Source organism: Vreelandella profundi (assembly GCF_019722725.1).
GTDB lineage: Bacteria > Pseudomonadota > Gammaproteobacteria > Pseudomonadales > Halomonadaceae > Vreelandella > Vreelandella profundi.
On record NZ_CP077941.1, the window covers coordinates 23303 to 43666 of the forward strand.

General features: G+C 55.9%; 18 protein-coding genes, 1 rRNA gene and 1 other RNA gene. 13 read left to right on the forward strand and 7 right to left on the reverse strand.

Annotated elements, in window-relative coordinates; all coding sequences use genetic code 11:
• The first annotated feature begins 23 nt into the window (after nt 1-23).
• On the forward strand, nt 24-1538 hold the full coding sequence (ilvA, locus tag KUO20_RS00100) for a threonine ammonia-lyase, biosynthetic (RefSeq protein ID WP_235040939.1): 1515 nt from the start codon (nt 24-26) through the stop codon (nt 1536-1538).
• A 437-nt stretch (nt 1539-1975) separates the two neighbouring features.
• Here ilvA and KUO20_RS00105 read toward each other — a convergent pair whose 3' ends face one another.
• The 3 genes from KUO20_RS00105 to KUO20_RS00115 all read right to left on the reverse strand — a co-directional run bounded on the left by KUO20_RS00105 (nt 1976) and on the right by KUO20_RS00115 (nt 3177).
• The gene (locus KUO20_RS00105; RefSeq protein ID WP_235040940.1) at nt 1976-2602 is read right to left on the reverse strand and encodes a 5-formyltetrahydrofolate cyclo-ligase; all 627 of its coding nucleotides are present in this window, start codon (nt 2600-2602) and stop codon (nt 1976-1978) included.
• Between the two features lie 38 nt (nt 2603-2640).
• Nucleotides 2641-2824: non-coding RNA, 6S RNA (gene ssrS, locus KUO20_RS00110), on the reverse strand.
• A 53-nt stretch (nt 2825-2877) separates the two neighbouring features.
• Entirely contained in the window at nt 2878-3177 is a 300-nt protein-coding gene (locus tag KUO20_RS00115) for a cell division protein ZapA (RefSeq protein ID WP_235040941.1), read from the reverse strand.
• A gap of 158 nt (nt 3178-3335) precedes the next feature.
• Between KUO20_RS00115 and KUO20_RS00120 the strand changes: the two genes are divergently transcribed.
• The 4 genes from KUO20_RS00120 (at nt 3336) to KUO20_RS00135 (ending at nt 7918) form a co-directional block, all read left to right on the forward strand.
• Nucleotides 3336-3914: a UPF0149 family protein gene (locus KUO20_RS00120; protein WP_235040942.1), complete on the forward strand. Its 579-nt coding sequence runs from the start codon at nt 3336-3338 to the stop codon at nt 3912-3914.
• Nucleotides 3915-3934: 20 nt separating this feature from the next.
• Complete coding sequence (gene pepP / locus KUO20_RS00125) at nt 3935-5275, forward strand: Xaa-Pro aminopeptidase (RefSeq protein ID WP_235040943.1); 1341 nt, start codon at nt 3935-3937, stop codon at nt 5273-5275.
• Nucleotides 5276-5366: 91 nt separating this feature from the next.
• Complete coding sequence (gene ubiH, locus KUO20_RS00130; protein WP_235040944.1) at nt 5367-6596, forward strand: 2-octaprenyl-6-methoxyphenyl hydroxylase; 1230 nt, start codon at nt 5367-5369, stop codon at nt 6594-6596.
• 23 nt (nt 6597-6619) lie between these two features.
• Nucleotides 6620-7918: a UbiH/UbiF/VisC/COQ6 family ubiquinone biosynthesis hydroxylase gene (locus KUO20_RS00135; protein WP_235040945.1), complete on the forward strand. Its 1299-nt coding sequence runs from the start codon at nt 6620-6622 to the stop codon at nt 7916-7918.
• On the opposite strand, the gene KUO20_RS00140 is transcribed toward KUO20_RS00135, so the two are convergent.
• The 3 genes from KUO20_RS00140 to gpmI all read right to left on the reverse strand — a co-directional run bounded on the left by KUO20_RS00140 (nt 7915) and on the right by gpmI (nt 12123).
• Nucleotides 7915-9225 (reverse strand): S41 family peptidase, encoded by a 1311-nt coding sequence (locus KUO20_RS00140; RefSeq protein ID WP_235040946.1) that lies wholly within the window; start codon nt 9223-9225, stop codon nt 7915-7917. The genes KUO20_RS00135 and KUO20_RS00140 overlap by 4 nt on opposite strands.
• Before the next feature lie 159 nt (nt 9226-9384).
• Nucleotides 9385-10530, reverse strand: a complete 1146-nt coding sequence (locus KUO20_RS00145; protein ID WP_235040947.1) for a murein hydrolase activator EnvC family protein — start codon at nt 10528-10530, stop codon at nt 9385-9387.
• On the reverse strand, nt 10531-12123 hold the full coding sequence (gpmI, locus tag KUO20_RS00150; RefSeq protein ID WP_235040948.1) for a 2,3-bisphosphoglycerate-independent phosphoglycerate mutase: 1593 nt from the start codon (nt 12121-12123) through the stop codon (nt 10531-10533).
• Nucleotides 12124-12326: 203 nt separating this feature from the next.
• Between gpmI and KUO20_RS00155 the strand changes: the two genes are divergently transcribed.
• From KUO20_RS00155 to ruvX, 7 genes are all read left to right on the forward strand, one after another.
• Nucleotides 12327-12749, forward strand: coding sequence for a rhodanese-like domain-containing protein (locus tag KUO20_RS00155; RefSeq protein WP_235040949.1), 423 nt, complete (start codon nt 12327-12329; stop codon nt 12747-12749).
• Between the two features lie 41 nt (nt 12750-12790).
• On the forward strand, nt 12791-13291 hold the full coding sequence (gene secB, locus KUO20_RS00160) for a protein-export chaperone SecB (protein ID WP_235040950.1): 501 nt from the start codon (nt 12791-12793) through the stop codon (nt 13289-13291).
• Between the two features lie 3 nt (nt 13292-13294).
• On the forward strand, nt 13295-14050 hold the full coding sequence (locus KUO20_RS00165; protein ID WP_235040951.1) for a 16S rRNA (uracil(1498)-N(3))-methyltransferase: 756 nt from the start codon (nt 13295-13297) through the stop codon (nt 14048-14050).
• Nucleotides 14051-14173: 123 nt separating this feature from the next.
• The gene (locus KUO20_RS00170) at nt 14174-14866 is read left to right on the forward strand and encodes a CvfB family protein (RefSeq protein WP_235040952.1); all 693 of its coding nucleotides are present in this window, start codon (nt 14174-14176) and stop codon (nt 14864-14866) included.
• A gap of 89 nt (nt 14867-14955) precedes the next feature.
• A complete protein-coding gene (gshB, locus tag KUO20_RS00175) occupies nt 14956-15912 on the forward strand; it encodes a glutathione synthase (RefSeq protein ID WP_235040953.1) in 957 nt (318 codons plus the stop codon).
• A 71-nt stretch (nt 15913-15983) separates the two neighbouring features.
• Nucleotides 15984-16541 (forward strand): YqgE/AlgH family protein, encoded by a 558-nt coding sequence (locus tag KUO20_RS00180; protein ID WP_235040954.1) that lies wholly within the window; start codon nt 15984-15986, stop codon nt 16539-16541.
• Complete coding sequence (gene ruvX / locus KUO20_RS00185) at nt 16541-16996, forward strand: Holliday junction resolvase RuvX (RefSeq protein ID WP_235040955.1); 456 nt, start codon at nt 16541-16543, stop codon at nt 16994-16996. Before KUO20_RS00180 ends, ruvX begins: the two co-directional genes overlap by 1 nt.
• Here the strand turns inward: ruvX and KUO20_RS00190 are convergent, their stop codons facing one another.
• Nucleotides 16997-18022 (reverse strand): aspartate carbamoyltransferase, encoded by a 1026-nt coding sequence (locus KUO20_RS00190; RefSeq protein ID WP_235040956.1) that lies wholly within the window; start codon nt 18020-18022, stop codon nt 16997-16999.
• Between the two features lie 588 nt (nt 18023-18610).
• On the opposite strand from KUO20_RS00190, the gene KUO20_RS00195 reads away from it, so the two are divergent.
• A 16S ribosomal RNA gene (locus KUO20_RS00195) occupies nt 18611-20145 on the forward strand.
• Nucleotides 20146-20364: the final 219 nt, after the last annotated feature.

Sequence of the window (20364 nt, forward strand, 5' to 3'; positions counted from 1 at the left end):
CGTTCTTCCCTTGGGATACCCGCATGCTAGAAGCAACCGTCAAAAAGATCCTCCAAGCCCGCGTCTATGAAGCCGCTTGTGAGACCCCGATTTCCCCTGCTCCCTTTTTGTCGCGTCGCTTCAACAACCAGATTCTGATTAAGCGTGAAGATCTACAGCCGGTTTTTTCGTTCAAGATTCGCGGTGCGTACAACAAAATGGCGCAGCTAACCCAGGCGCAAAAAGACAAAGGTGTGATTGCGGCTTCTGCCGGTAATCACGCGCAGGGGCTTGCCATGGCCGCAAAGCTCATGGGGGTTAAAGCCGTGATTGTGATGCCGCGCATTACGCCCGAGATTAAAGTGCAGGCGGTGCGCGCTCGGGGCGCCAAAGTCATACTGAAAGGCGATGCCTTCGCGGCAGCGGCAGAGCATGCTCAGGAGCTGATCAGCGAGCATGGCTATACCTATATTCCCCCCTTTGACGATATCGATGTGATCGCCGGACAGGGCACGGTGGGGATGGAAATTCTGCGCCAACACGCGGGGCGGCTAGATGCCATCTTTGTACCGGTTGGCGGCGGCGGGCTAATTGCCGGCGTCACGGCCTATGTGAAATATTTGCGTCCCGATATCAAAGTGATAGGCGTGGAAGCCGAAGACAGCGCCTGCTTGAAAGCGGCTCTTGAAGCCGGCGAGCGGGTCGTGCTCGATCAAGTAGGTGTCTTTGCTGAAGGCGTCGCGGTAGCGCAAATTGGCGAGGTGCCCTTTTCGCTAGTGAAAGACCTGGTTGATGATGTTATTACCGTGAATACCGATGAAATGTGCGCGGCGGTGAAAGATATTTTTGAGGACACGCGGGCCGTGGCGGAAACCTCTGGCGCACTGTCGCTGGCAGGGCTGAAAAAGTATATTCAGCAAACCGGTGCTGAAGGCCAAACGCTGCTGTGCATTAATTCCGGCGCAAATACCAATTTTGACCGCCTGCAGCACATTGCCGAACGCACGGAGCTAGGCGAACAGCGCGAAGCGATCCTGGCGGTCACCATAGCCGAAAAACCCGGCAGTTTTAAAAAGTTCTGCCGCACGTTAGGCAAACGTATGGTGACCGAGTTTAGCTACCGCTATGCCGACAGCAGCGAAGCGCATGTTTATGTGGGTATTCAGGTCAAGCCGGGTGGAGAAGACCGCCAGGCGGTGATCGACAAGCTTCGTGAAGGCGGTTATCAAGTAGAAGATCTTACCGATAACGAGTTAGCGAAGCTGCATATTCGTCACCTTAGCGGCGGACGCCCCAGCGAGCGTTTTGAAGAGGAGGTCTATCGCTTTGAGTTTCCTGAGCGCCCGGGCGCGCTAATGAATTTCCTCACCCAGCTGCCCCATGACTGGAATATCTCACTATTCCACTATCGCAACCATGGCGCTGCCTATGGTCGTGTGCTGGTAGGAATGCAAGTGCCTAACGGCGACAGGTCTCATGTGACCGAGCATTTAGACGCTATTGGCTATCGTTATTGGCGGGAGAGTGACAACCCCGCTTATCGCTTATTCATGGCCTAATATCGTTTGTAGCAAGGTAAGTGGTTGCTTACCTTGAGCGCCAGAGACGCTAGGCAACATTTGTTAACGAAAACGTTGAATTAAGCGTGAAATAATGTTGGTTATGCTGTTGTCAACGGTGCCCTTATGGCCCTATAGTCGTGCCCGAAATTAATCGAATCTGCCACGACGTTCTGATCGAAAATAGAGGGCAGGTTTAAGACATTCGGCAAGAGTCAACGGTGTTGGAGAAGCGGCATGCGGCGGAAGAAGCCTGATATGGTGATGGCGTTGATGGTGGTGTTTGCATTAGGAGTGCTCGCCACGGGTTATGCGCAGGCGTTGTCGGGAAGTTAATCCACAGCGTTTTGTAGCAGCGCCATTAACCGACAAGGTGCAGTTGATAGGCAATATATGAGCTGATTCTTTACAGGATCAGCTTTTTTTATGGCCGCTTATCAACGGCGTACGCAGCCTTGATCGCTCACCACGGCCTTTAAAGGTACGTCCCAGGGTTCAGTCGGCAGCGAAGCGACTTGCTGGCAAGCGTGGGCGACGCCGATCAGGGCCGGCGAAGGGCCGGGGCGGTGTATGAACGCTAAGCTGCGGTCATAAAAACCTCCCCCCATGCCCATGCGGTTGGCCTGGGCGTCAAACCCCACCAGCGGCACGATGAGCGTGTCTAAGGCCCAAGCGGGTAGGCGATGATAGCGCTTGGTGCTAAATCGCTCAGCGGGCTCCCAAATGCCAAAGCGGTTTTTGACCATAGGGGTATCCGGGCGGTAGGCAACAAACCAAAGATGATTGTCACTAAATGGCCGTAAAACGGGCAAGTACACATCCACCTGCCGCTTGCGTAACCAGGCAAGGAGCGGGGTTGGATCGATTTCGCCATTAACAGGCAGGTATAGGCTTATGCGTCGCGCGCGGCGAATTTCAGGGAGGGCTTTAAGCTGATGACACAGGCGTTGTGCCGCAACATGCTGCTCTTGCTGGGAAAGGGCGTTGCGCTGATGACGTAAAAAGCGGCGTAGCGCGCGTTTATCAACGTCGGGTAGTGCGGTAGCGTGATGGAGAGTGTTCATAAACCGCTATTCCCCTATATCTTTACGCTCATACAGAGGTGTTCTCCAAGGTGCCGCTGCCGTTCTGGCCCTGAACCTACTGGTTCAAGGTGGGTGGCCGCAGCCAGACCGTCAGGCTTTCCGACGCACGGACATGCACACGGGTCTGGCTAGCATTTGGCCCCCTGGGTACTGCGCATAGGCTCGAGGGACTATAACGACTGGCGTACACCCCAGAGAACACCGCCATCCTAACAGAGCCGTGGCTAATGCCAAAGTGTTGGTTAAAACGCTAACTAGCGCTGACGGGTTTTGGCGAGTACATGGTCAAGTCGATCGTTGAGGCGATTAAGGTTAGCTTCGCCGGCACGGTGCTCATCGATTGCTTCGAGCAACTCGTGGGTAATATTGAGCGCTGTCATGATAGCAACACGCTCACTTCCCAAGGCGCTGCTTTGCGCATTAATGCCCTGCATAGCGCGATCTAGATAGCGCGCGGCACGGTCCAGTTTGGCTTCTTGCCCCGTGTCGCAGGCAATGACATAGCCGCGCCCTAACAGGGTTATTTCTTTGGTTGGCCGCTTGGCGTTACTCATCAAAGACTCCAGCACGGGCCAGCAAGGGGCCCAATGCGTTAACATCACAGCATAGGAAGATAGACGTCGCTCACTATAAGAGAGGCGCTTGTACGCGGTCAACGCGTAAGCACTATCGCCAATACGATCCCAACCTATCCAGTGGAGCACGTGAAACGATGTCATTGATTGATGAGCGCCAGGATTTCTCTGACGTAGCTGATGTTTTCTTACTGCATGGCAGCATGCAGTCACCGGCATTTTTAGATGGTCGCCTCTGCGCTCTGCTAGCACTGCGCGATATTAGCGCAGCGACGTGGCTGGAAGAAGTTTGCCAGAGCCTGGGCATTGAACAGCCCCGTGATCCTGCCAGCGCCGAGCGCCTACTAGGCTGGCGGCGCCAAACGTTGGAGGCGTTAAGCGCCAGCGATCTGGATTACACGCCGCTGCTACCTGATGAATTGTTCTCTTTAGGAGAGCAGGCGCAGGGGCTTAAAGAATGGACGCAAGGCTTTATCGAAGTGGTCGATGAAGTGGCCGATAACGAGCTGCGCGAGCGCTGGTCGCAGGCGCTGTGCGAGGCAATTGAAGACCTCGAGGGGGTCGGGCGAATGGAGACTGATATCGACGACAGCCCCGAAAACGAAAACGATTTGTTTGCGCTTACCGAGCATGCGCGCATGGCGGCGATGCTGCTTTATACCGAACAGCACCCCGGTATGCCGCAAGTAGAACAAACGGACGCACCCGTTCATTAATTATGCTGCTTGGAGGCTTTATGCTGCCTGAGTTGTTACCTCGGCCATCTGCGATAGGCGTGGCTGAATATCGCCGCCGCCGTGCAGCGTTAATGGCCCAACTGCCGAAGAACGCCGCCGTTATTCTTGTAGGTGCCGGGCTAGTAACCCGGTCACGCGACAGTGAGTTCGCCTTTCGTCAGAACAGCGATTTCTACTATCTTACGGGCATTCGTGAGCCCGATGCGTTATTGCTGCTGCTCCCTGGAAAAGCGGGCAACGAGAGCGTGGTGTTCTGTCAGGATCGGGACCCTACTCTGGAGGCGTGGACAGGACGCCGCTTGGGCGCGGCCGGCGTGGTCTCAGAGCACGGGATTGATCAGGCGTTCGAAAACGCTGATCGTGATGAGCGACTGCCCGAACTGTTAGCCGGGCGTGAGCTGCTTTATTTGCCGCTAGACAGCACCGAGGCCGTGGCCATTGCAGAAGACGCATTGACGGCAGCTCAGGCAGGGCTGAGGCGTGGCAAGCCGCCGCTGAAAGGTTGGCTGGACGTTAGCCCGTTGATTCATGCCATGCGGCTGATCAAAAGCGAGGCTGAAATTGCCCTGCTGCGTCATGCGGCGCGGATATCAGCCCGCGCCCACCGGCGTGCCATGCAGGTGTCGCAGCCAGGGCTGAGTGAATATCAGCTGCAGGCCGAGTTAGAGCATGAATTTGTCTGGCAAGGCGCGAGCGGCCCCGCTTACAGCACGATTGTCGGCAGCGGTGCCAACGCCTGTGTACTGCACTATATTGAGAACAGTGCACCGCTCGCCGATGAGTCATTAGTGCTGATTGATGCCGGCGCCGAGTTTGATCTTTACGCTGGGGACATTACCCGCACGTTTCCTGTCACCGGGCAATTTAGTGACGCTCAGCGAGCGCTCTATCAAGTAGTATTAACCGCTCAAGAAAAAGCCGTGGACGCCATACAGCCTGGAGTATCGCTTGCGGATATCCACCAGGGCGTGGTGCACGATTTAACGGCTGGGCTGATCGCGTTGGGCCTGCTAGATGGAGAGGTTCAGGCGCGCATTGATGACGAGAGCTATCGCCGCTTTTACCTGCATTCAACGTCACACTGGCTGGGTCTAGACGTACACGATGTCGGGGCCTATCGGCTGGATGAGCAGACGCCCCAGCCATTGATGGCTGGCATGGTGCTGACCGTTGAGCCTGGACTTTACATACCCAGCGATAACGATATCCCTGCTGCCTTCCGCGGTATCGGCATTCGCATTGAAGATAACGTGGTGGTGAAAAGCGATGGCCACGAAGTGCTGACGGCCGACGTGCCTAAGCATATAGATGAAATTGAAGCATTAATGGTTAAAAAGTAACCAGCTTTAAATTTCTAAAACAGCCTTTATGTAAATTACGTTACGAATTATTAGTTGCCTTTGGGCGGCGGTAATTGAGAGGGGGAAGCCAATGCAGCAGTCTGATTCAGCGGCTGAGCAATCATTAACCCATGACATTGTGATCATCGGGGGAGGGTTGGTCGGTGCAAGCTTAGGCTGCGCCCTGGCACCGTTGATAGAGCGCTACGGCTGGCGGGTGGCGATTATCGAATCTGCTCCGCTACCGGCTAGGCCACTGGAAACGCAGTGGCAGCCCAGCTTTGATGCTCGCGCCAGTGCTATTGCGGAAGGGTCTGCGCAGCGCTTTCAGCAGCTGGGTGTTTGGGAGGCGATGCGCAGTGAAGCGACGCCTATCCGGCGTATTCATATCAGTGAGCGTGGACGCTTGGGGGCGACACGGCTGAGTGCTGACGAGCTGGGCATCGACGCGCTTGGCCATGTGATACCCAATGCGTGGATGGGGCGCGTGCTTCATCAGCATCTTACTCAGCTGCCGTTAGAGTGGCACTGCCCCGCCACGGTTGAGCAGCTTACGCCCGTGGCGGGCGGACATCATTTGCAGCTTTCCGATGGCAGTCAATTAACGGCAGGGCTAACGGTGCTCGCTGACGGCGGCCGCTCGGGGCTTAAAGAGCAGCTGGGCATCGGCAGTCGTCGCGAATCGTATGAGCAAACCGCCTTGATTGCGCATGTGGGCGTTAGCCAGCCCCATCAAGGCTTTGCCTACGAGCGTTTTACACCGCTGGGGCCTATGGCATTGCTACCGCTTCCCGGGCAGGCGATGGAGCTAATCTGGACGCATCCCAGCGGCAGCGAGCAAGCAAGGCTGGCGCTGTCTGAGCGTGAATTCCTGCTGCAATTGCAGCGTGCTTTTGGTGATCGGGTGGGGCGCTTTACCCGAGTAGGGGCGCGTCACGTCTATCCTCTGTCACTAGTGACGGCTGATGAGCCGGTTCGCCCGGGGCTTGCCGTATTAGGTAATGCGGCTCACGCGCTGCATCCGGTAGCCGGTCAAGGGTTTAATTTGGCGCTGCGCGGAGTAATGGATTTAGTCGATGCGCTAGAACAAGGCGCGCTTGATCAGCGATCGCTGGGCGACATAACGACCTTGCTAGCCTTCGAGCAGCAGCGTTCTCAAGATCGCGCCAATGTGATCCGGTTTAGTGATGGCTTAGTGAGGCTGTTTGGGCTTTCGTTTCCGCTACTGCCCCACGCTCGCGCTGCGGGATTAATTGGCTTGAACCTCATCGGCCCGCTGCGTCGTAGTCTCGCAAGGCGTGCAATGGGATTAGAGCGCTAGTGCCGCACACAAGGAACACAACTATGCACACGAACACTGCATGGCAGATGAATATGGCACCAGAAGCACCGCCGGTTGAGCGGTTTGAGGCCGTTATCGTCGGTGGCGGCATGGTCGGCACCGCGCTTTGCGCGCTGCTGGCTCAAGCGGGCATGCGGGTAGCGCTTGTTGAAGCACAGCCCACGCCCCTGAGTCTTCAACAGGCAACTAACGCACTGCCCGCGCCGCGGGTCAGCGCATTAACGCCGGTTTCACAGCGATTGTTGACGCACTTGGGGGCTTGGCCCGCGATGCAGCAAACCCGAGTAACGCCTTATCGCGGTATGCAGGTATGGGACGCTGAGGGTAGCGGTGAAATTGCGTTTTCTGCCGATGAAGCGGGCGTTCTGGTGTTGGGGCATATTGTTGAAAATGCCGTCACGCTAGCCGCGCTTAATAGTCAGGTGATTGAGCATCCCAACGTTGCGACATTTTTTGGTGTCAGTATTCAGGCCTTACAGCGCGCTAATCAGAATGCCGAGACGCAGGCCTCTGGTGGGGATTGGCTGGTGCTGGGTGACGGGCGCCAGCTGCACGCCCCTCTGATCGTGGCGGCCGATGGCGCGCATTCGTCGCTCCGCGAAATGGCCGGCATTGAAGTGGTCAGCGATGCTATGCAGCAAGACGCGGTAGTGACCACCGTGCAGTGTGCTAAGCCGCATGGCGGTAAGGCTCGGCAAGCGTTTATCGATGGCCGTCCGCTAGCGTTTCTGCCCTTAACGGTGGCGGACGACGATCGCTACTGCTCAATTGTATGGTCGACAACCCCAGAGCATGCTGCTGAGCTGTGTGACAGCTCTCTCTCAGCGCTGGGCGATGCGCTGGCGCAAGCGTTAGGCCACCGGCTAGGCCGCGTAACGGTCTGCGATAAGGCGCATCGTTTCCCGCTTGTGCAGCGCCATGCCCGTCAGTATGTTCAAGAGCATTTTGCGCTGGTCGGTGACGCTGCCCACAGTATTCATCCGTTGGCAGGTCAAGGCGTCAATTTGGGGCTCATGGATGCAGCGGTACTGGCTGAAGAGGTTGTACACGCCTGGCAGCGCGGCGCACCTTGGGGAGCGTTAAGCACGCTAAGACGCTATGAGCGCCGGCGGCGCTTTGATAACGCGGCCATGCTGGCGTTGATGAAGGGGTTTAAAGTGCTGTTTGGCAGCCACAACCCTATGTTGACGCTGGCACGCAACCTGGGCATGAGCGGTATGAACCAGCAAGTGCCTTTGAAGCGGATATTAATGCGGCAGGCGACCGGAGAGCGGGGCCGCCTGCCGCTGACGTGCCGTTAGCGGCGACGGTCAACCACGTTAAGTGCTTTCAACAGGTTAAGCGCTTCGCTGAGCTGGTAATCGTCAATCAGGCGCTCGGCCATTTCTTGACGGTCACGCGGTGCCTGTTGAGCGCTGAGATGTCCGTCAAGGTCGGCCTCACGAATTTCGATACGGCTTTCAGCGACTTCTAAACGTCCGCGGACAACGTCGACGTCAGGCTCAATGCCTTGGGCCTGAATAGAGCGCCCATTAGGGGTGTAATAAAGCGCGGTGGTGAGCTTTAGCCCTTCACCATTACCCAGCGGCATAATCTGCTGCACCGACCCTTTACCAAAGCTGTCGGTTCCCATAATGATCCCGCGCCGCTGGTCTTGCAGCGCACCCGCCACGATCTCGGCGGCCGAAGCGCTGCCGCCGTTGATCAGTACCACCAGCGGAATATCGCCAGCGGGGGTGTTGGATGAGGCGGAAAACGACATGGCGGTATCCGAGAGACGTCCTTCGGTATACACGATCAGTCCTTGGTCGAGAAACAGATCAGCAACGCCGACGGCAGCTTGAAGCACCCCGCCAGGATTATTACGTAAATCGAGCACCAGCCCTTCTAGCGGTTGCTCACGGGCCATCAGTGCCAGTGCGTCGCTAGCCTGTTCAGCGGTGCGCGACTGGAACTGGCTAATGCGAAGGTAGCCATAGCCAGACTCAAGCAGCTCATGTTTAACGCTTTCGCTGCGAATAATTTCACGTTTTAGGATGAATTCCCGCGGCGTGTCTTCGCCTGAACGAAGTATGCTCATGCGCAGCTCGCTTTCCGGCTCGCCGCGCATTAGCGTCACCGCTTCCTGTAGCGACAGATTCGCGGTGGGCGTGCCGTCAATGGCGACGATAATATCGCGTGACAGCAGCCCTGCGCGTGACGCAGGCGTTTCATCAATAGGCGTAATCACTATGAGCTGGCCATCTTCCATGCCGACTTCAATCCCGATGCCACCAAACTCGCCCTGGGTCGACTCACGCAGACTTCGGTACTCCTCCTCATCCAGATAGGCCGAGTGCGGGTCCAGTTCGCTAAGCATGCCTCGCATGGCGTTGCGCAGCAGCGTGCGATCATCTACTTCTTCAACGTACGCGCGCTTAATACGCTCGAACACTTCGGCGAAGGTCTGAATCTCTTCTAATGGCAGCGTGTCGCCGGCATTTTGGTTCGCCCCGCTAGCGCTGGATTGAGCGAACAACGGTAGCGGAACCGACAATAAAGCAATCGGGAGCAGGGTGGCCAAGAAACGCTTGGCGGGGGCTGATACCCCGGTAACAGATAGCGTCATGCAGACTCCGCAAGGCGATAGGTAGCGCCGTAGCGCGCCACCCTGTAGTTGAAAAGCGATAGTTGAAAACTGTCGTTTAAAATCGTCATTAAAAACCGTTGTTACAAACTATCGTTAAAACGGTAGCTGACACAGTCAATCGTTATGCAGCTTATCCCGTCAGCGGCGTGCAATCCAACGCTGTGGGTTAATTGGTTCGCCGCCGCGGCGAACCTCGAAGTAAAGCGCCGCACGACTCTGGCCGCCGCTATCGCCAACACGGCCAATTTCATCCCCTCGGTTGACTTGCTGCCCTGGCCTTGCGCTGAACTGCTGCAAGTGTGCGTGTAGCGTCATGATCTGGTCGCCGTGATCGATAATCAGCAGGTTACCAAACCCCCGCATCCAGTCAGCAAAGACTACGCGGCCAGAGTGAACGGCCGTCACCGGCGTGCCTGCGCTGGCTTGAATCACAATACCGTTATAGTGCACGCCGTCGCGATAGTGAAAATCACTGCTGATGGAGCCTTGTACTGGCCAAGGCAAGTCGCCCCGAGTACTGACAATATGCGTAGTTGGCGTTGGTTCAGCAAGCTTTGCCATCTCGGCCTGGATATTGCGCAGAACGCTTTCAGCTTCTTCACGGCTCTGATTGAGGTCGGCCAGACGCTCCTCTTCGCTGCCGTAGCGGTCATCCAAGTTTGAAACAACGCCGCGGCGCTCGGTGGTGCGCTGGGCCAGTAGCGCGCTTTGATCCTCTAGCTCCTCGGCGAGCAAATCAAGGCGGGCTTGGCGTTCACTTAACGCGTTTTGAGTATCAGCCAAGGCCGTATCGAGACGCGCTATGTCGTTTAAACGGCGATTACGTGCCTCGGTTAGGCGATTCATATACGCCTGCATACGGTCAAGCTCAGCAGGATTGCCTTGATTAAGCAGCAGCTTGAGCTGGGGCGTTGGGCCCAGCCGGTAAAGCGCAGAGAGCTGCTGGCCAAGCGCGGCATACTGGCTGGCGCGCTCAGCTTCCAGCCGGTCACGATGCTCAAGCAGCTGGGTCGTTTCGTCATTAAGCTGACGCCGCTCGGCTTGCAGTACGTCTAAGCGTTGATGCGTTGCGGCAAGCTCTGTTTCGACTTCACGCAGCTCACGCCCGGCGCTATCGCGTGCCTGGCCAGTGGACGTAAGGCGCTCGGCAACCGATTTAATTTCTTGACCAATCGCGTCCAGCTGCTGGCGCGCCGTGCTTTCATCCTGCTGGGCCAATCCGGCTGGCGCATAGCATAGCGCCAGGAGGACAGCGACTGCCGAGTATCGCCGTGTGCGCTGCATTTATTGCTGAGGATCAGACTGAAAGTGAATCAGTGGTTTGCCGGTCATCGCTTTGGGCTGAGGTTGATTCATCATCGTTAGCAGCGTCGGCGCCAGGTCGCAGAGCCGGCCTTCTTCTAGTGAGGCCGCCCGCTTACCGACGTAGATCAGCGGCACCACAAAAGTGGTATGCGCGGTTTGCGGCGCGCCTGTTCCCGGGTGCACCATCTGCTCGGCATTGCCGTGATCGGCGGTAATTAAGCAGGCGCCGCCCGCGCGCTCGATAGCGTCAACCACGCGCCCGACGCATATGTCGACCGTTTCGATGGCTTTTACCGCGGCATTAAAGTCGCCGGTGTGGCCGACCATATCGCCATTGGCATAGTTGCAGATAATCAGATCAAAACTGCCGCCATCAATGGCCTCTACGAGCTTGTCGGTAATCTCATAGGCACTCATTTCGGGCTTTTCGTCGTAGGTGCGCACGTCCTGCGGGGAGGGCAGTAAGATCCGTGTCTCACCATCAAACGCATCTTCGCGGCCACCGGAAAAGAAGAAGGTGACATGCGGATACTTTTCGGTTTCGGCAATACGCAGCTGCGTTAAGCCGCGTGAGGCCACCACCTCACCTAAGGTATCGCTGAGATCAGAGGGCGGGAACGCTGCGGGCGCAGGAATATCCGCCGCGTATTGAGTCATCATAACCAGCCCTTTACCGGCAAGCTTAGGGCAAGCCCGACGCTCAAAGCCGTTGAAAGCGGGCTCGGCAAAGGCGCGGGTTAATTCGCGCGCGCGGTCGGCGCGAAAGTTAAGAAAAATTGCCGCATCGCCATCCTGCAGAGTAACTGCATTATCTTTGGAGCCGTCTTTGAGCGGTATGCTGCTGGCGGATACAAATTCATCCGTTTCGCCGCGCTGATAGGCATCGCGTAGCGCCGTTTCGGCGCTGGAAGCGTAATGCTCGGCGTGCCCATCTGTTAGCAAGCGATAAGCTTGCTCAACGCGTTCCCAGCGATTGTCACGATCCATGGCGAAGAAACGGCCAATAATCGAAGCGACGAAGCCGTTGTCAGCGCCCACCAGCTCGGCTAGACGGGCATTGGCTCGCTCAATGGAGAGCAGGGCGCTTTGCGGTGGCATATCACGGCCATCGAGAAAGGCGTGGATAAAAATACGCTGAGCACCGCGCCGAGCAGCGAGCTCGGCCAGGGCGATAAAGTGGCCTTCATGGCTATGCACGCCGCCCGGAGACAGCAGCCCGATTAAGTGTACCGGGCGATTATTCGCGACGGCTTCATCAATCGGCTGCGTGAGTTTTTCGTTTGAATCTAGGTCGCCGTCTTCAATCGCTTTGCTGATGCGAGTGAAGTTCTGATAAACAATCCGCCCAGCACCAATATTCATGTGCCCGACTTCAGAGTTCCCCATTTGGCCGTCGGGTAAACCTACGTGAAGACCGTCGGTATGAACGAAGGCGTGGGGGCGATTTTCCCACAGCGTATCCATCACCGGGGTAGCGGCAGACGCCACCGCATTGTGGGCGCTGTCGGGGTTGTGGCCGTAGCCATCAAGAATAATTAGCGCCACCGGGCGCGGGGTGCGAGAAGTGTCCATGAAAACCTCGTTAGGATTGGCAAGTCGACCGACTCGATAATTCAGGGTCGCGACGGGCGCACGCTTGGGGCATCATAACGCAGGCAACCGCCAGGCGTCATGATCAAGGCCTGCGCGGGAAGCTATTGGACGTGTATACTTGTCGCGTTTTGGCAGCGGTTAGGCCGCTTTTTTTCTGCATAGACCAAGAGATTGTGTTCGCGATGATCGATCAAGTGTTCGAATTCGTACAGAACCACCCCCTGCTCGTTGGGGCATTTTTGCTGGTACTGATAGCGTGGCTTGTCTACGAAACGCGCAGTGCTTCCACCAATGCGTTGACCTCAACCCAGGCCACTCAGCTCATTAACCGTGAAGACGCGGTGGTGCTGGACATCCGTGAAAACAAAGACTTCAAAGCCGGGCATATCGCGGGGGCGCGCAACATTCCGCAAAGCAACCTCGATAGCCGCATGAACGAACTGGAAAAAGTCAAAGCCCAGCCGATCATTGTGGTGTGCAAGCACGGCCAGAGTTCGAGTGCCGCGCAGGCCAAGCTTGCGAAAGCAGGCTTCGAGCGAGCCTTTAAGTTGAAGGGTGGCATGGCGCAGTGGCAAGGCGATGGCCTTCCAGTGGTTAAAAAGTAAGCATCGCTATATTTACTTAATAAATAATTAGGAGTTTTCTCATGGCGGAAGATAACAACACCCCGCAGGCTGGTGCCGCAGCAGATGAAAAACCGCAGCTTAAGTTTTCGCTGCAGCGCATTTATGTAAAAGATATTTCGTTTGAAGCGCCCAACTCTCCTTCGGTGTTTAAGCAGTCGTTCAAGCCGAAGGTCAATCTGGACCTTAATACCACCAGTACTAAAATTGCCGATGATCAGTACGAAGTGGTCGTCAAAGTGACTGCCCAGGTCAACGACAGCGAAACCGGCACTACGTCCTTCTTGGCGGAAGTCGAGCAGGCAGGTCTGTTTCGTATTTCGGGTATTGAAGGCGCGCAGCTGGAGCAAACGCTGGGTGCTTTCTGCCCGAATCTGCTGTTTCCTTACGCCCGCGAATGCGTAGATAACCTGGTCAACCGTGGTGGCTTCCCGCCGCTGATGTTGGCACCGGTTAACTTCGAAGCAATGTACGCCCAGCGTAAACAGCGTGAAGCTAAGCAAGCCGCAGAGAATACTCACTAAGCTATGTCCGCCGCGGACTGGTATGCCCAGCATGGCAAAATGCCACGTCTCTATGTGCCTGCTGCGTTGGTAGCAGGTAGCGACGTTGAATTGCCTGAAGGGCCAGCGCGCCATGTCACCCGAGTATTGCGCATGACGGAAGGCGCGCCTCTGGTGCTGTTTGACGGCCACGGACAGGAGGCTGGCGTACGGCTGGCGGCGGTGAGTCGTAAGCAGACGCTGGCGCATGTTGAGGCCGTGTGGTCGGGCAGCGCCGAGTCGCCGTTAACGGTGCATTTAGGCCAAGCGATCTCCAAAGGCGATCGAATGGACTATGCCATCCAAAAGGCCGTTGAGCTGGGCGTGGCGGCCATCACGCCGCTCTACACAGAGCGTGGTGATGTGCGTTTGAAAGGCGATCGTGAAGATAAAAAGCAGGCACACTGGCAGGCGATTGCTGCCAGTGCCTGTGAGCAGAGTGGGCGTGCCGTGGTGCCTTGCGTACATGCCCCTATGGCGCTGTCGGCATGGCTGGAAGAGCGCCAGGAGCCGCTGCGCTTGATGCTGCACCTGGCCACCGGCAATGCCTTTGATCGGCATGTCCGCCCCGCGTCAGTTGCACTGCTTATTGGCCCGGAAGGCGGTTTGAGTGACAGCGACATCGCCGCCGCACAGGCCGCCTCCTTTACGCCACTCACCCTTGGTCCGCGCGTTTTACGCACGGAAACCGCGCCGGTCGTGGCGCTTTCTCTTCTCCAGCACTACTTTGGAGATTTGTAAGTACTCACTTTCACTTCAAGCCTTTAGTTACCTTCTGCATGGCTTTTTGATTCCCAACTTTCGCGTTTTAGCGTACTCCCTAAGACATCGTCATCCTGGTCTATTTTTTGAAGGACGTTCCCCATGGTCCGCGAGTCACACTCCTCTCCTCGATCCGCTAGCGATGCATCCGCCCAGTTGGGTGAGGTGGCGTACCTAACGGTGACGGCCGTTAATAACGTCGGTGCATTTTTACAGTGGGGGCAGCCTAAGGATGTGTTGCTACCGTTTAGCGAGCAACATTTTCGCCCTGACCCCGGTAAGCGTGTTCTGGTCATGCTGTATAGCGATGACCAGGGGCGCCCGGTGGCGACCATGAAGCTTGATCGTTTTTTGATCGATGACGCTTGGGCGCTAGAAAAAGGTGATGAAGTGGCCGTGGTGGTGGCCGAGCGCACCGATCTGGGTATGAAAGTGATTGTGAACCACCGCTACTGGGGGCTCATTTATCAGGATGACGTTACCCAGCCGCTGCGCCGAGGCCAATCCGTTAAAGGCTATGTTAAGCAGCGTCGGGAAGATGGCCGCTTGAATATCTCGCTGCTGCCGCCAGGTGCTGCACGCTTAGATATCGTCGGCGATAAAATTATTCAGGCACTGCGTGAGAGCGGCGGCTATTTGGCGTTGGGCGATAAAAGCGCGGCGCATGAAATTAAAGCCCGCCTGGGCGTCAGCAAAAGCGCTTTTAAACAAGCGATTGGGCGTCTCTATAAGCAGCAGCTGATTACCTTAGAGCCGGATGCTATTCGCTTAGTATCCGGCGCACTCAGCGAGTAGTTCTTAGCGAGTAGATAGCTGGGGTAGTTGGAGCCGGACGGGCAGTGCGGCATACTGAGCGTCAATTATTTATGTTTGGAAAATGCCCGATGAGCCACTCAAATTTGCATCTCGGCGTTGTGATGGATCCCATCAGCGACATCGCTTACAAGAAAGATACGACCATTGCCATGCTGTGGGCCGCCCAAGAGCGTGGCTACACCTTGCACTATATGGAGCAGGAGGATCTTTTCTTAAACGCGGGGCAAGCCTACGCACGCATGCGGCCTTTGACCGCGCACCGTAATCCCGACCACTGGTACGACCTAGGTGAGCCTTCTGCTCGCCCTTTGGTCGAGCTGGATGTGGTGCTGATGCGTAAGGACCCGCCGGTGGATGCCGATTTTACCAATGCGGTACACCTGCTGGGCTTTGCTGAGCGCGACGGCGTGCTGGTAGTGAATCCCACCGCGGCGCTCTTGCAGTGTAACGAAAAACTGTTTGCTCAGCAGTTCCCTCAGTGCTGCGCGCCGACCATCGTGGCCAGCCGTGATGATGTGCTGCGCGCCTTTCACGCTGAGCATGGCGATGTGATCTTCAAACCACTTGATGGTATGGGTGGCACAGGCATTTTTCATATTGGCCCAGAAGGTCGCAATATTGGTGCCGTGATTGAGCAGCTTTCCTTGCGGGGCCAGCGCCAAATTATGGCGCAGCGCTATCTGCCTGAAATTAAAGACGGTGATACGCGCATTTTGCTCGTTGATGGTGAGCCGGTTCCCTATGGGTTGGCGCGCATTCCCTCGGCGGGCGAAACCCGCGGCAATTTAGCTGCCGGCGGGCGCGGCGTTAGCCGTGAGCTAACCGAGCGCGACCACTGGCTGATCCAGCAGGTACAGCCGATGATCCGAGAGAAGGGATTAATGTTCGTTGGGCTAGATGTGATTGGTGATTATATTACGGAAATCAACGTCACTAGCCCCACCTGCGTGCGTGAAATCGACGATCAGCGCGGCACGAATATTGCCGCTTTGCTGCTGGATGCCATCGAGCGCCGCTTAGCCTAAACCAGGGCTGCACCCTTTAACTCATTTATTACGCTACGCCTGCTGGAGTGCCAGCAGGCGGTGGGAGACGCATGCAAAGTTTGAAACATCATTTTCTCATGGCCATGCCGCACCTCGAAGATCCTAATTTTGCCGGTAGCCTTATCTATCTTTGCGATCACGATGACAACGGCTGTATGGGGGTGATTACTAACCGCCCGTTAGAGATCACGCTGGAAGCCTTATTTGATCAGTTAGAGCTGGGTGGTGAAACAAGCCCACACCGCAATGCGCCGGTCTATTACGGCGGACCAATGCATAAAGACCGCGGTTTTATTCTGCACGTTGGCGATAGCCAGCAGTGGGATTCTAGTGTTCAGGTGGAAGATGGCATCGCCCTCACCACGTCGCTGGATATTCTGCAGGCTTTCGCCGATGGCGCTGGTCCTGAGCAGTTTTTAATCTGCCTAGGCTGTGCGGGCTGGGACGTTGGGCAGCTTGAGGATGAGCTCAAAGAAAATTCCTGGCTGACCGTAGAAGGCCAGCACCACGTGCTGTTTAACACACCGCCTGTCGAGCGATTGACGGCGGCGGCTGGCTTATTAGGCGTAGACCTTAATCTGATGACTCGAGATGCGGGGCACGCGTAATGGCCGATGAGGGCCAGCGCTTAGTGCTCGCCTTTGACTACGGAACTCGGCGCATTGGCGTTGCCGTGGGCAATGAGCTATTGCGTAGCGCCCGTGAGTTGACGCCTCTCACGGCGCGCGCGGGTATTCCCGACTGGGATGTCGTTGCGCGGCTGCTCAATGAGTGGCAGCCGGATCTGTTAGTGGTAGGGCTGCCGCTTAATATGGACGGTACCGAGTCAGAGATGAGCATTCGCGCCCGCAAGTTTGGTAATCGCCTGCATGGCCGCTTCGGCAAACCGTGCGCAATGGTCGATGAGCGCGGCACTACCCGAGAAGCTAAGGTGATTGCGCGTGAGGCGGGGCATAAAGGCAACTACCGTCAGGAAAGTGTCGATGGCATTGCCGCCATCCTCATTCTCGAAGGTTGGTTTGCCCACCAGGAAGGCCTGCCTGGCGGGCGTCTTTCCTTGTAACTAGCGATCCAGCGTGCCTACTTGAGCTGGAACATACCAGCGCACGGGGCGCAGATCCTTTTCGATCAGTTCGTCGACCTTTAGCAGCATTGCGAAAATTGCCATACGCATGGGAATGCCGTTATCGGTTTGGCGAAAGATCGCCAGTCGCGGGTCGCCGTTAAGATCTACATTCAAATCATTGGCGCCAGGGCGGCTATCGCGGGGCAGCGGGTGCATCACGATGGTGCTTTGGCCGCAGCGCCGATCGAGAAAGTCGCGATTGACCATAAAGTCATCGGATAGGCCTTGGAAGCTCTCGTTCATTTCGTCGGTAAAGCGTTCTTTCTGAATACGCGTAGTGTAAACCACGTCCAGGTCTGCAAAGTCAGTGGCCAATGACTCTCGCTGCTCAATGCGATGACCGCGCGATGCGACTAGATCAATGAGCCGTGAAGGCATCTCAAGGCCTGGCGGTGATACCAGCGTAATGCGCAGCGGGTCATAGAGTGACAGAAGCTTAATCAGTGAATGCACCGTGCGGCCGTACTTTAAATCGCCTGTCAGCAGGATATGTGCACCGCTGAGAGATTTGCCCAGACGCTGAAACTCTTTATCAATTGTATAAAGATCCAGCAACGCTTGGCTGGGATGCTCGCCAGGGCCGTCTCCGCCATTGATGACCGGTACATTGGTTGCGGCCGCAAACTCTGCGACGGACCCTTGATCAGGATGACGCATCACGATAGCGTCGCAGTAGCCGCTCATTACACGGCTGGTGTCGTAAAGCGACTCCCCCTTTGCCATCGACGAGAAGGTAAAGCCGGTTGTGTCGCATACGCTGCCGCCCAAGCGACAAAAAGCGGTATGGAAGCTCACGCGCGTGCGGGTGCTGGCTTCAAAGAATAGGTTTCCGAGTACCGCTCCTTCTAATACGCGTGTCACTTGGCGGCGCTGGGCAATCGGCTCCATGCGCGCGGCGACGCGCAGTAGGTGATCTACGCTTTCGCGATTTAATGAATCGACGGTTAGCAGATGGTGGCTCATAACGGACCTCGGCAGGGTGGTAGATACGCTAGTGTAACCGCCAATGAGGGATGTGCCGAAGGGGTTTTACCTAGCAATGTCGGGTAACGAACAACGCCTCTATTGTTCTTTTTACAGTTATTTTTCAATAGCCCTTGCCAACCCGGCAGCGAGTCCGTAAAGTACGCATCCGCTGCCGGGGACGCCAAGCGTTACCAGCGGTGAATGAAGTTGAAAAACTTCGGTTTGTCAGTAGGTTAGCGTTTTTGTTGGGTCGTCAAATTGGCCGCGAAAATTGCAGATTGACAAACGCTCGGAAGTGCGTAGAATACGCCTTCCTCGCTGAGGCCAAACAGTTCAACGGTTGGCCCGCTATCACAACACGATAGCCACAGCGAAACGCTCTTTAACAATTTGATCAGGTAATTCATGTGGGCGCTTGCTGATGTTGGTGACAAATCACCCAATATCAAGGCAAGCGACTCAAGCAATAAGATTTTAAAGGCATTGCCTTTTTAATCCGTTTTGAATGAATTCGTTTGAACCTTGAGCCAAGTTTGATTCCGCTTTTGTTGTCCTCGGATGACAAGTAAGGATCACAATGATTGTAAACTGAAGAGTTTGATCATGGCTCAGATTGAACGCTGGCGGCAGGCCTAACACATGCAAGTCGAGCGGTAGCACAGAGAAGCTTGCTTCTTGGGTGACGAGCGGCGGACGGGTGAGTAATGCATAGGAATCTGCCCGATAGTGGGGGATAACCTGGGGAAACCCAGGCTAATACCGCATACGTCCTACGGGAGAAAGGGGGCTTTGGCTCCCGCTATTGGATGAGCCTATGTCGGATTAGCTAGTTGGTAGGGTAAAGGCCTACCAAGGCAACGATCCGTAGCTGGTCTGAGAGGATGATCAGCCACATCGGGACTGAGACACGGCCCGAACTCCTACGGGAGGCAGCAGTGGGGAATATTGGACAATGGGGGCAACCCTGATCCAGCCATGCCGCGTGTGTGAAGAAGGCCTTAGGGTTGTAAAGCACTTTCAGCGAGGAAGAACGCCTAGTGGTTAATACCCATTAGGAAAGACATCACTCGCAGAAGAAGCACCGGCTAACTCCGTGCCAGCAGCCGCGGTAATACGGAGGGTGCAAGCGTTAATCGGAATTACTGGGCGTAAAGCGCGCGTAGGTGGCTTTATAAGCCGGTTGTGAAAGCCCCGGGCTCAACCTGGGAACGGCATCCGGAACTGTGAGGCTAGAGTACAGGAGAGGAAGGTAGAATTCCCGGTGTAGCGGTGAAATGCGTAGAGATCGGGAGGAATACCAGTGGCGAAGGCGGCCTTCTGGACTGATACTGACACTGAGGTGCGAAAGCGTGGGTAGCAAACAGGATTAGATACCCTGGTAGTCCACGCCGTAAACGATGTCGACCAGCCGTTGGGTGCCTAGAGCACTTTGTGGCGAAGTTAACGCGATAAGTCGACCGCCTGGGGAGTACGGCCGCAAGGTTAAAACTCAAATGAATTGACGGGGGCCCGCACAAGCGGTGGAGCATGTGGTTTAATTCGATGCAACGCGAAGAACCTTACCTACCCTTGACATCTATAGAAGATTGCAGAGATGCGATTGTGCCTTCGGGAACTATAAGACAGGTGCTGCATGGCTGTCGTCAGCTCGTGTTGTGAAATGTTGGGTTAAGTCCCGTAACGAGCGCAACCCTTGTCCTTATTTGCCAGCGAGTAATGTCGGGAACTCTAAGGAGACTGCCGGTGACAAACCGGAGGAAGGTGGGGACGACGTCAAGTCATCATGGCCCTTACGGGTAGGGCTACACACGTGCTACAATGGCCGGTACAAAGGGCTGCGAGCTCGCGAGAGTCAGCGAATCCCTTAAAGCCGGTCTCAGTCCGGATCGGAGTCTGCAACTCGACTCCGTGAAGTCGGAATCGCTAGTAATCGTGAATCAGAATGTCACGGTGAATACGTTCCCGGGCCTTGTACACACCGCCCGTCACACCATGGGAGTGGACTGCACCAGAAGTGGTTAGCCTAACGCAAGAGGGCGATCACCACGGTGTGGTTCATGACTGGGGTGAAGTCGTAACAAGGTAGCCGTAGGGGAACCTGCGGCTGGATCACCTCCTTAAACGATGCGTCACAGTCAGTAAGCGTCCACAATGAATTACCTGATCAAAATGCTGTTGATACGCAGTGATAAGTGTCTCTGTCTTTTTTACATTAAAAAGAAAAAATAGCCTTTGACGTTTTAAAGGTCTCTTCTTTTCTTCTTCTTTTAATGTGAAAGAACACTTATCACTGCTTATAGCAGTCGCTCTTTAACAATGTATATCATGCTGACAAGAAC

Coding starts and splice junctions, on each gene's coding strand:
- ilvA (WP_235040939.1), top strand. CDS start 24: ATGCTAGAAGCAACCGTCAAAAAGATCCTCCAAGCCCGCGTCTATGAA.
- KUO20_RS00105 (WP_235040940.1), bottom strand. CDS start 2,602: ATGAACACTCTCCATCACGCTACCGCACTACCCGACGTTGATAAACGC.
- KUO20_RS00115 (WP_235040941.1), bottom strand. CDS start 3,177: ATGAGTAACGCCAAGCGGCCAACCAAAGAAATAACCCTGTTAGGGCGC.
- KUO20_RS00120 (WP_235040942.1), top strand. CDS start 3,336: ATGTCATTGATTGATGAGCGCCAGGATTTCTCTGACGTAGCTGATGTT.
- pepP (WP_235040943.1), top strand. CDS start 3,935: ATGCTGCCTGAGTTGTTACCTCGGCCATCTGCGATAGGCGTGGCTGAA.
- ubiH (WP_235040944.1), top strand. CDS start 5,367: ATGCAGCAGTCTGATTCAGCGGCTGAGCAATCATTAACCCATGACATT.
- KUO20_RS00135 (WP_235040945.1), top strand. CDS start 6,620: ATGCACACGAACACTGCATGGCAGATGAATATGGCACCAGAAGCACCG.
- KUO20_RS00140 (WP_235040946.1), bottom strand. CDS start 9,225: ATGACGCTATCTGTTACCGGGGTATCAGCCCCCGCCAAGCGTTTCTTG.
- KUO20_RS00145 (WP_235040947.1), bottom strand. CDS start 10,530: ATGCAGCGCACACGGCGATACTCGGCAGTCGCTGTCCTCCTGGCGCTA.
- gpmI (WP_235040948.1), bottom strand. CDS start 12,123: ATGGACACTTCTCGCACCCCGCGCCCGGTGGCGCTAATTATTCTTGAT.
- KUO20_RS00155 (WP_235040949.1), top strand. CDS start 12,327: ATGATCGATCAAGTGTTCGAATTCGTACAGAACCACCCCCTGCTCGTT.
- secB (WP_235040950.1), top strand. CDS start 12,791: ATGGCGGAAGATAACAACACCCCGCAGGCTGGTGCCGCAGCAGATGAA.
- KUO20_RS00165 (WP_235040951.1), top strand. CDS start 13,295: ATGTCCGCCGCGGACTGGTATGCCCAGCATGGCAAAATGCCACGTCTC.
- KUO20_RS00170 (WP_235040952.1), top strand. CDS start 14,174: ATGGTCCGCGAGTCACACTCCTCTCCTCGATCCGCTAGCGATGCATCC.
- gshB (WP_235040953.1), top strand. CDS start 14,956: ATGAGCCACTCAAATTTGCATCTCGGCGTTGTGATGGATCCCATCAGC.
- KUO20_RS00180 (WP_235040954.1), top strand. CDS start 15,984: ATGCAAAGTTTGAAACATCATTTTCTCATGGCCATGCCGCACCTCGAA.
- ruvX (WP_235040955.1), top strand. CDS start 16,541: ATGGCCGATGAGGGCCAGCGCTTAGTGCTCGCCTTTGACTACGGAACT.
- KUO20_RS00190 (WP_235040956.1), bottom strand. CDS start 18,022: ATGAGCCACCATCTGCTAACCGTCGATTCATTAAATCGCGAAAGCGTA.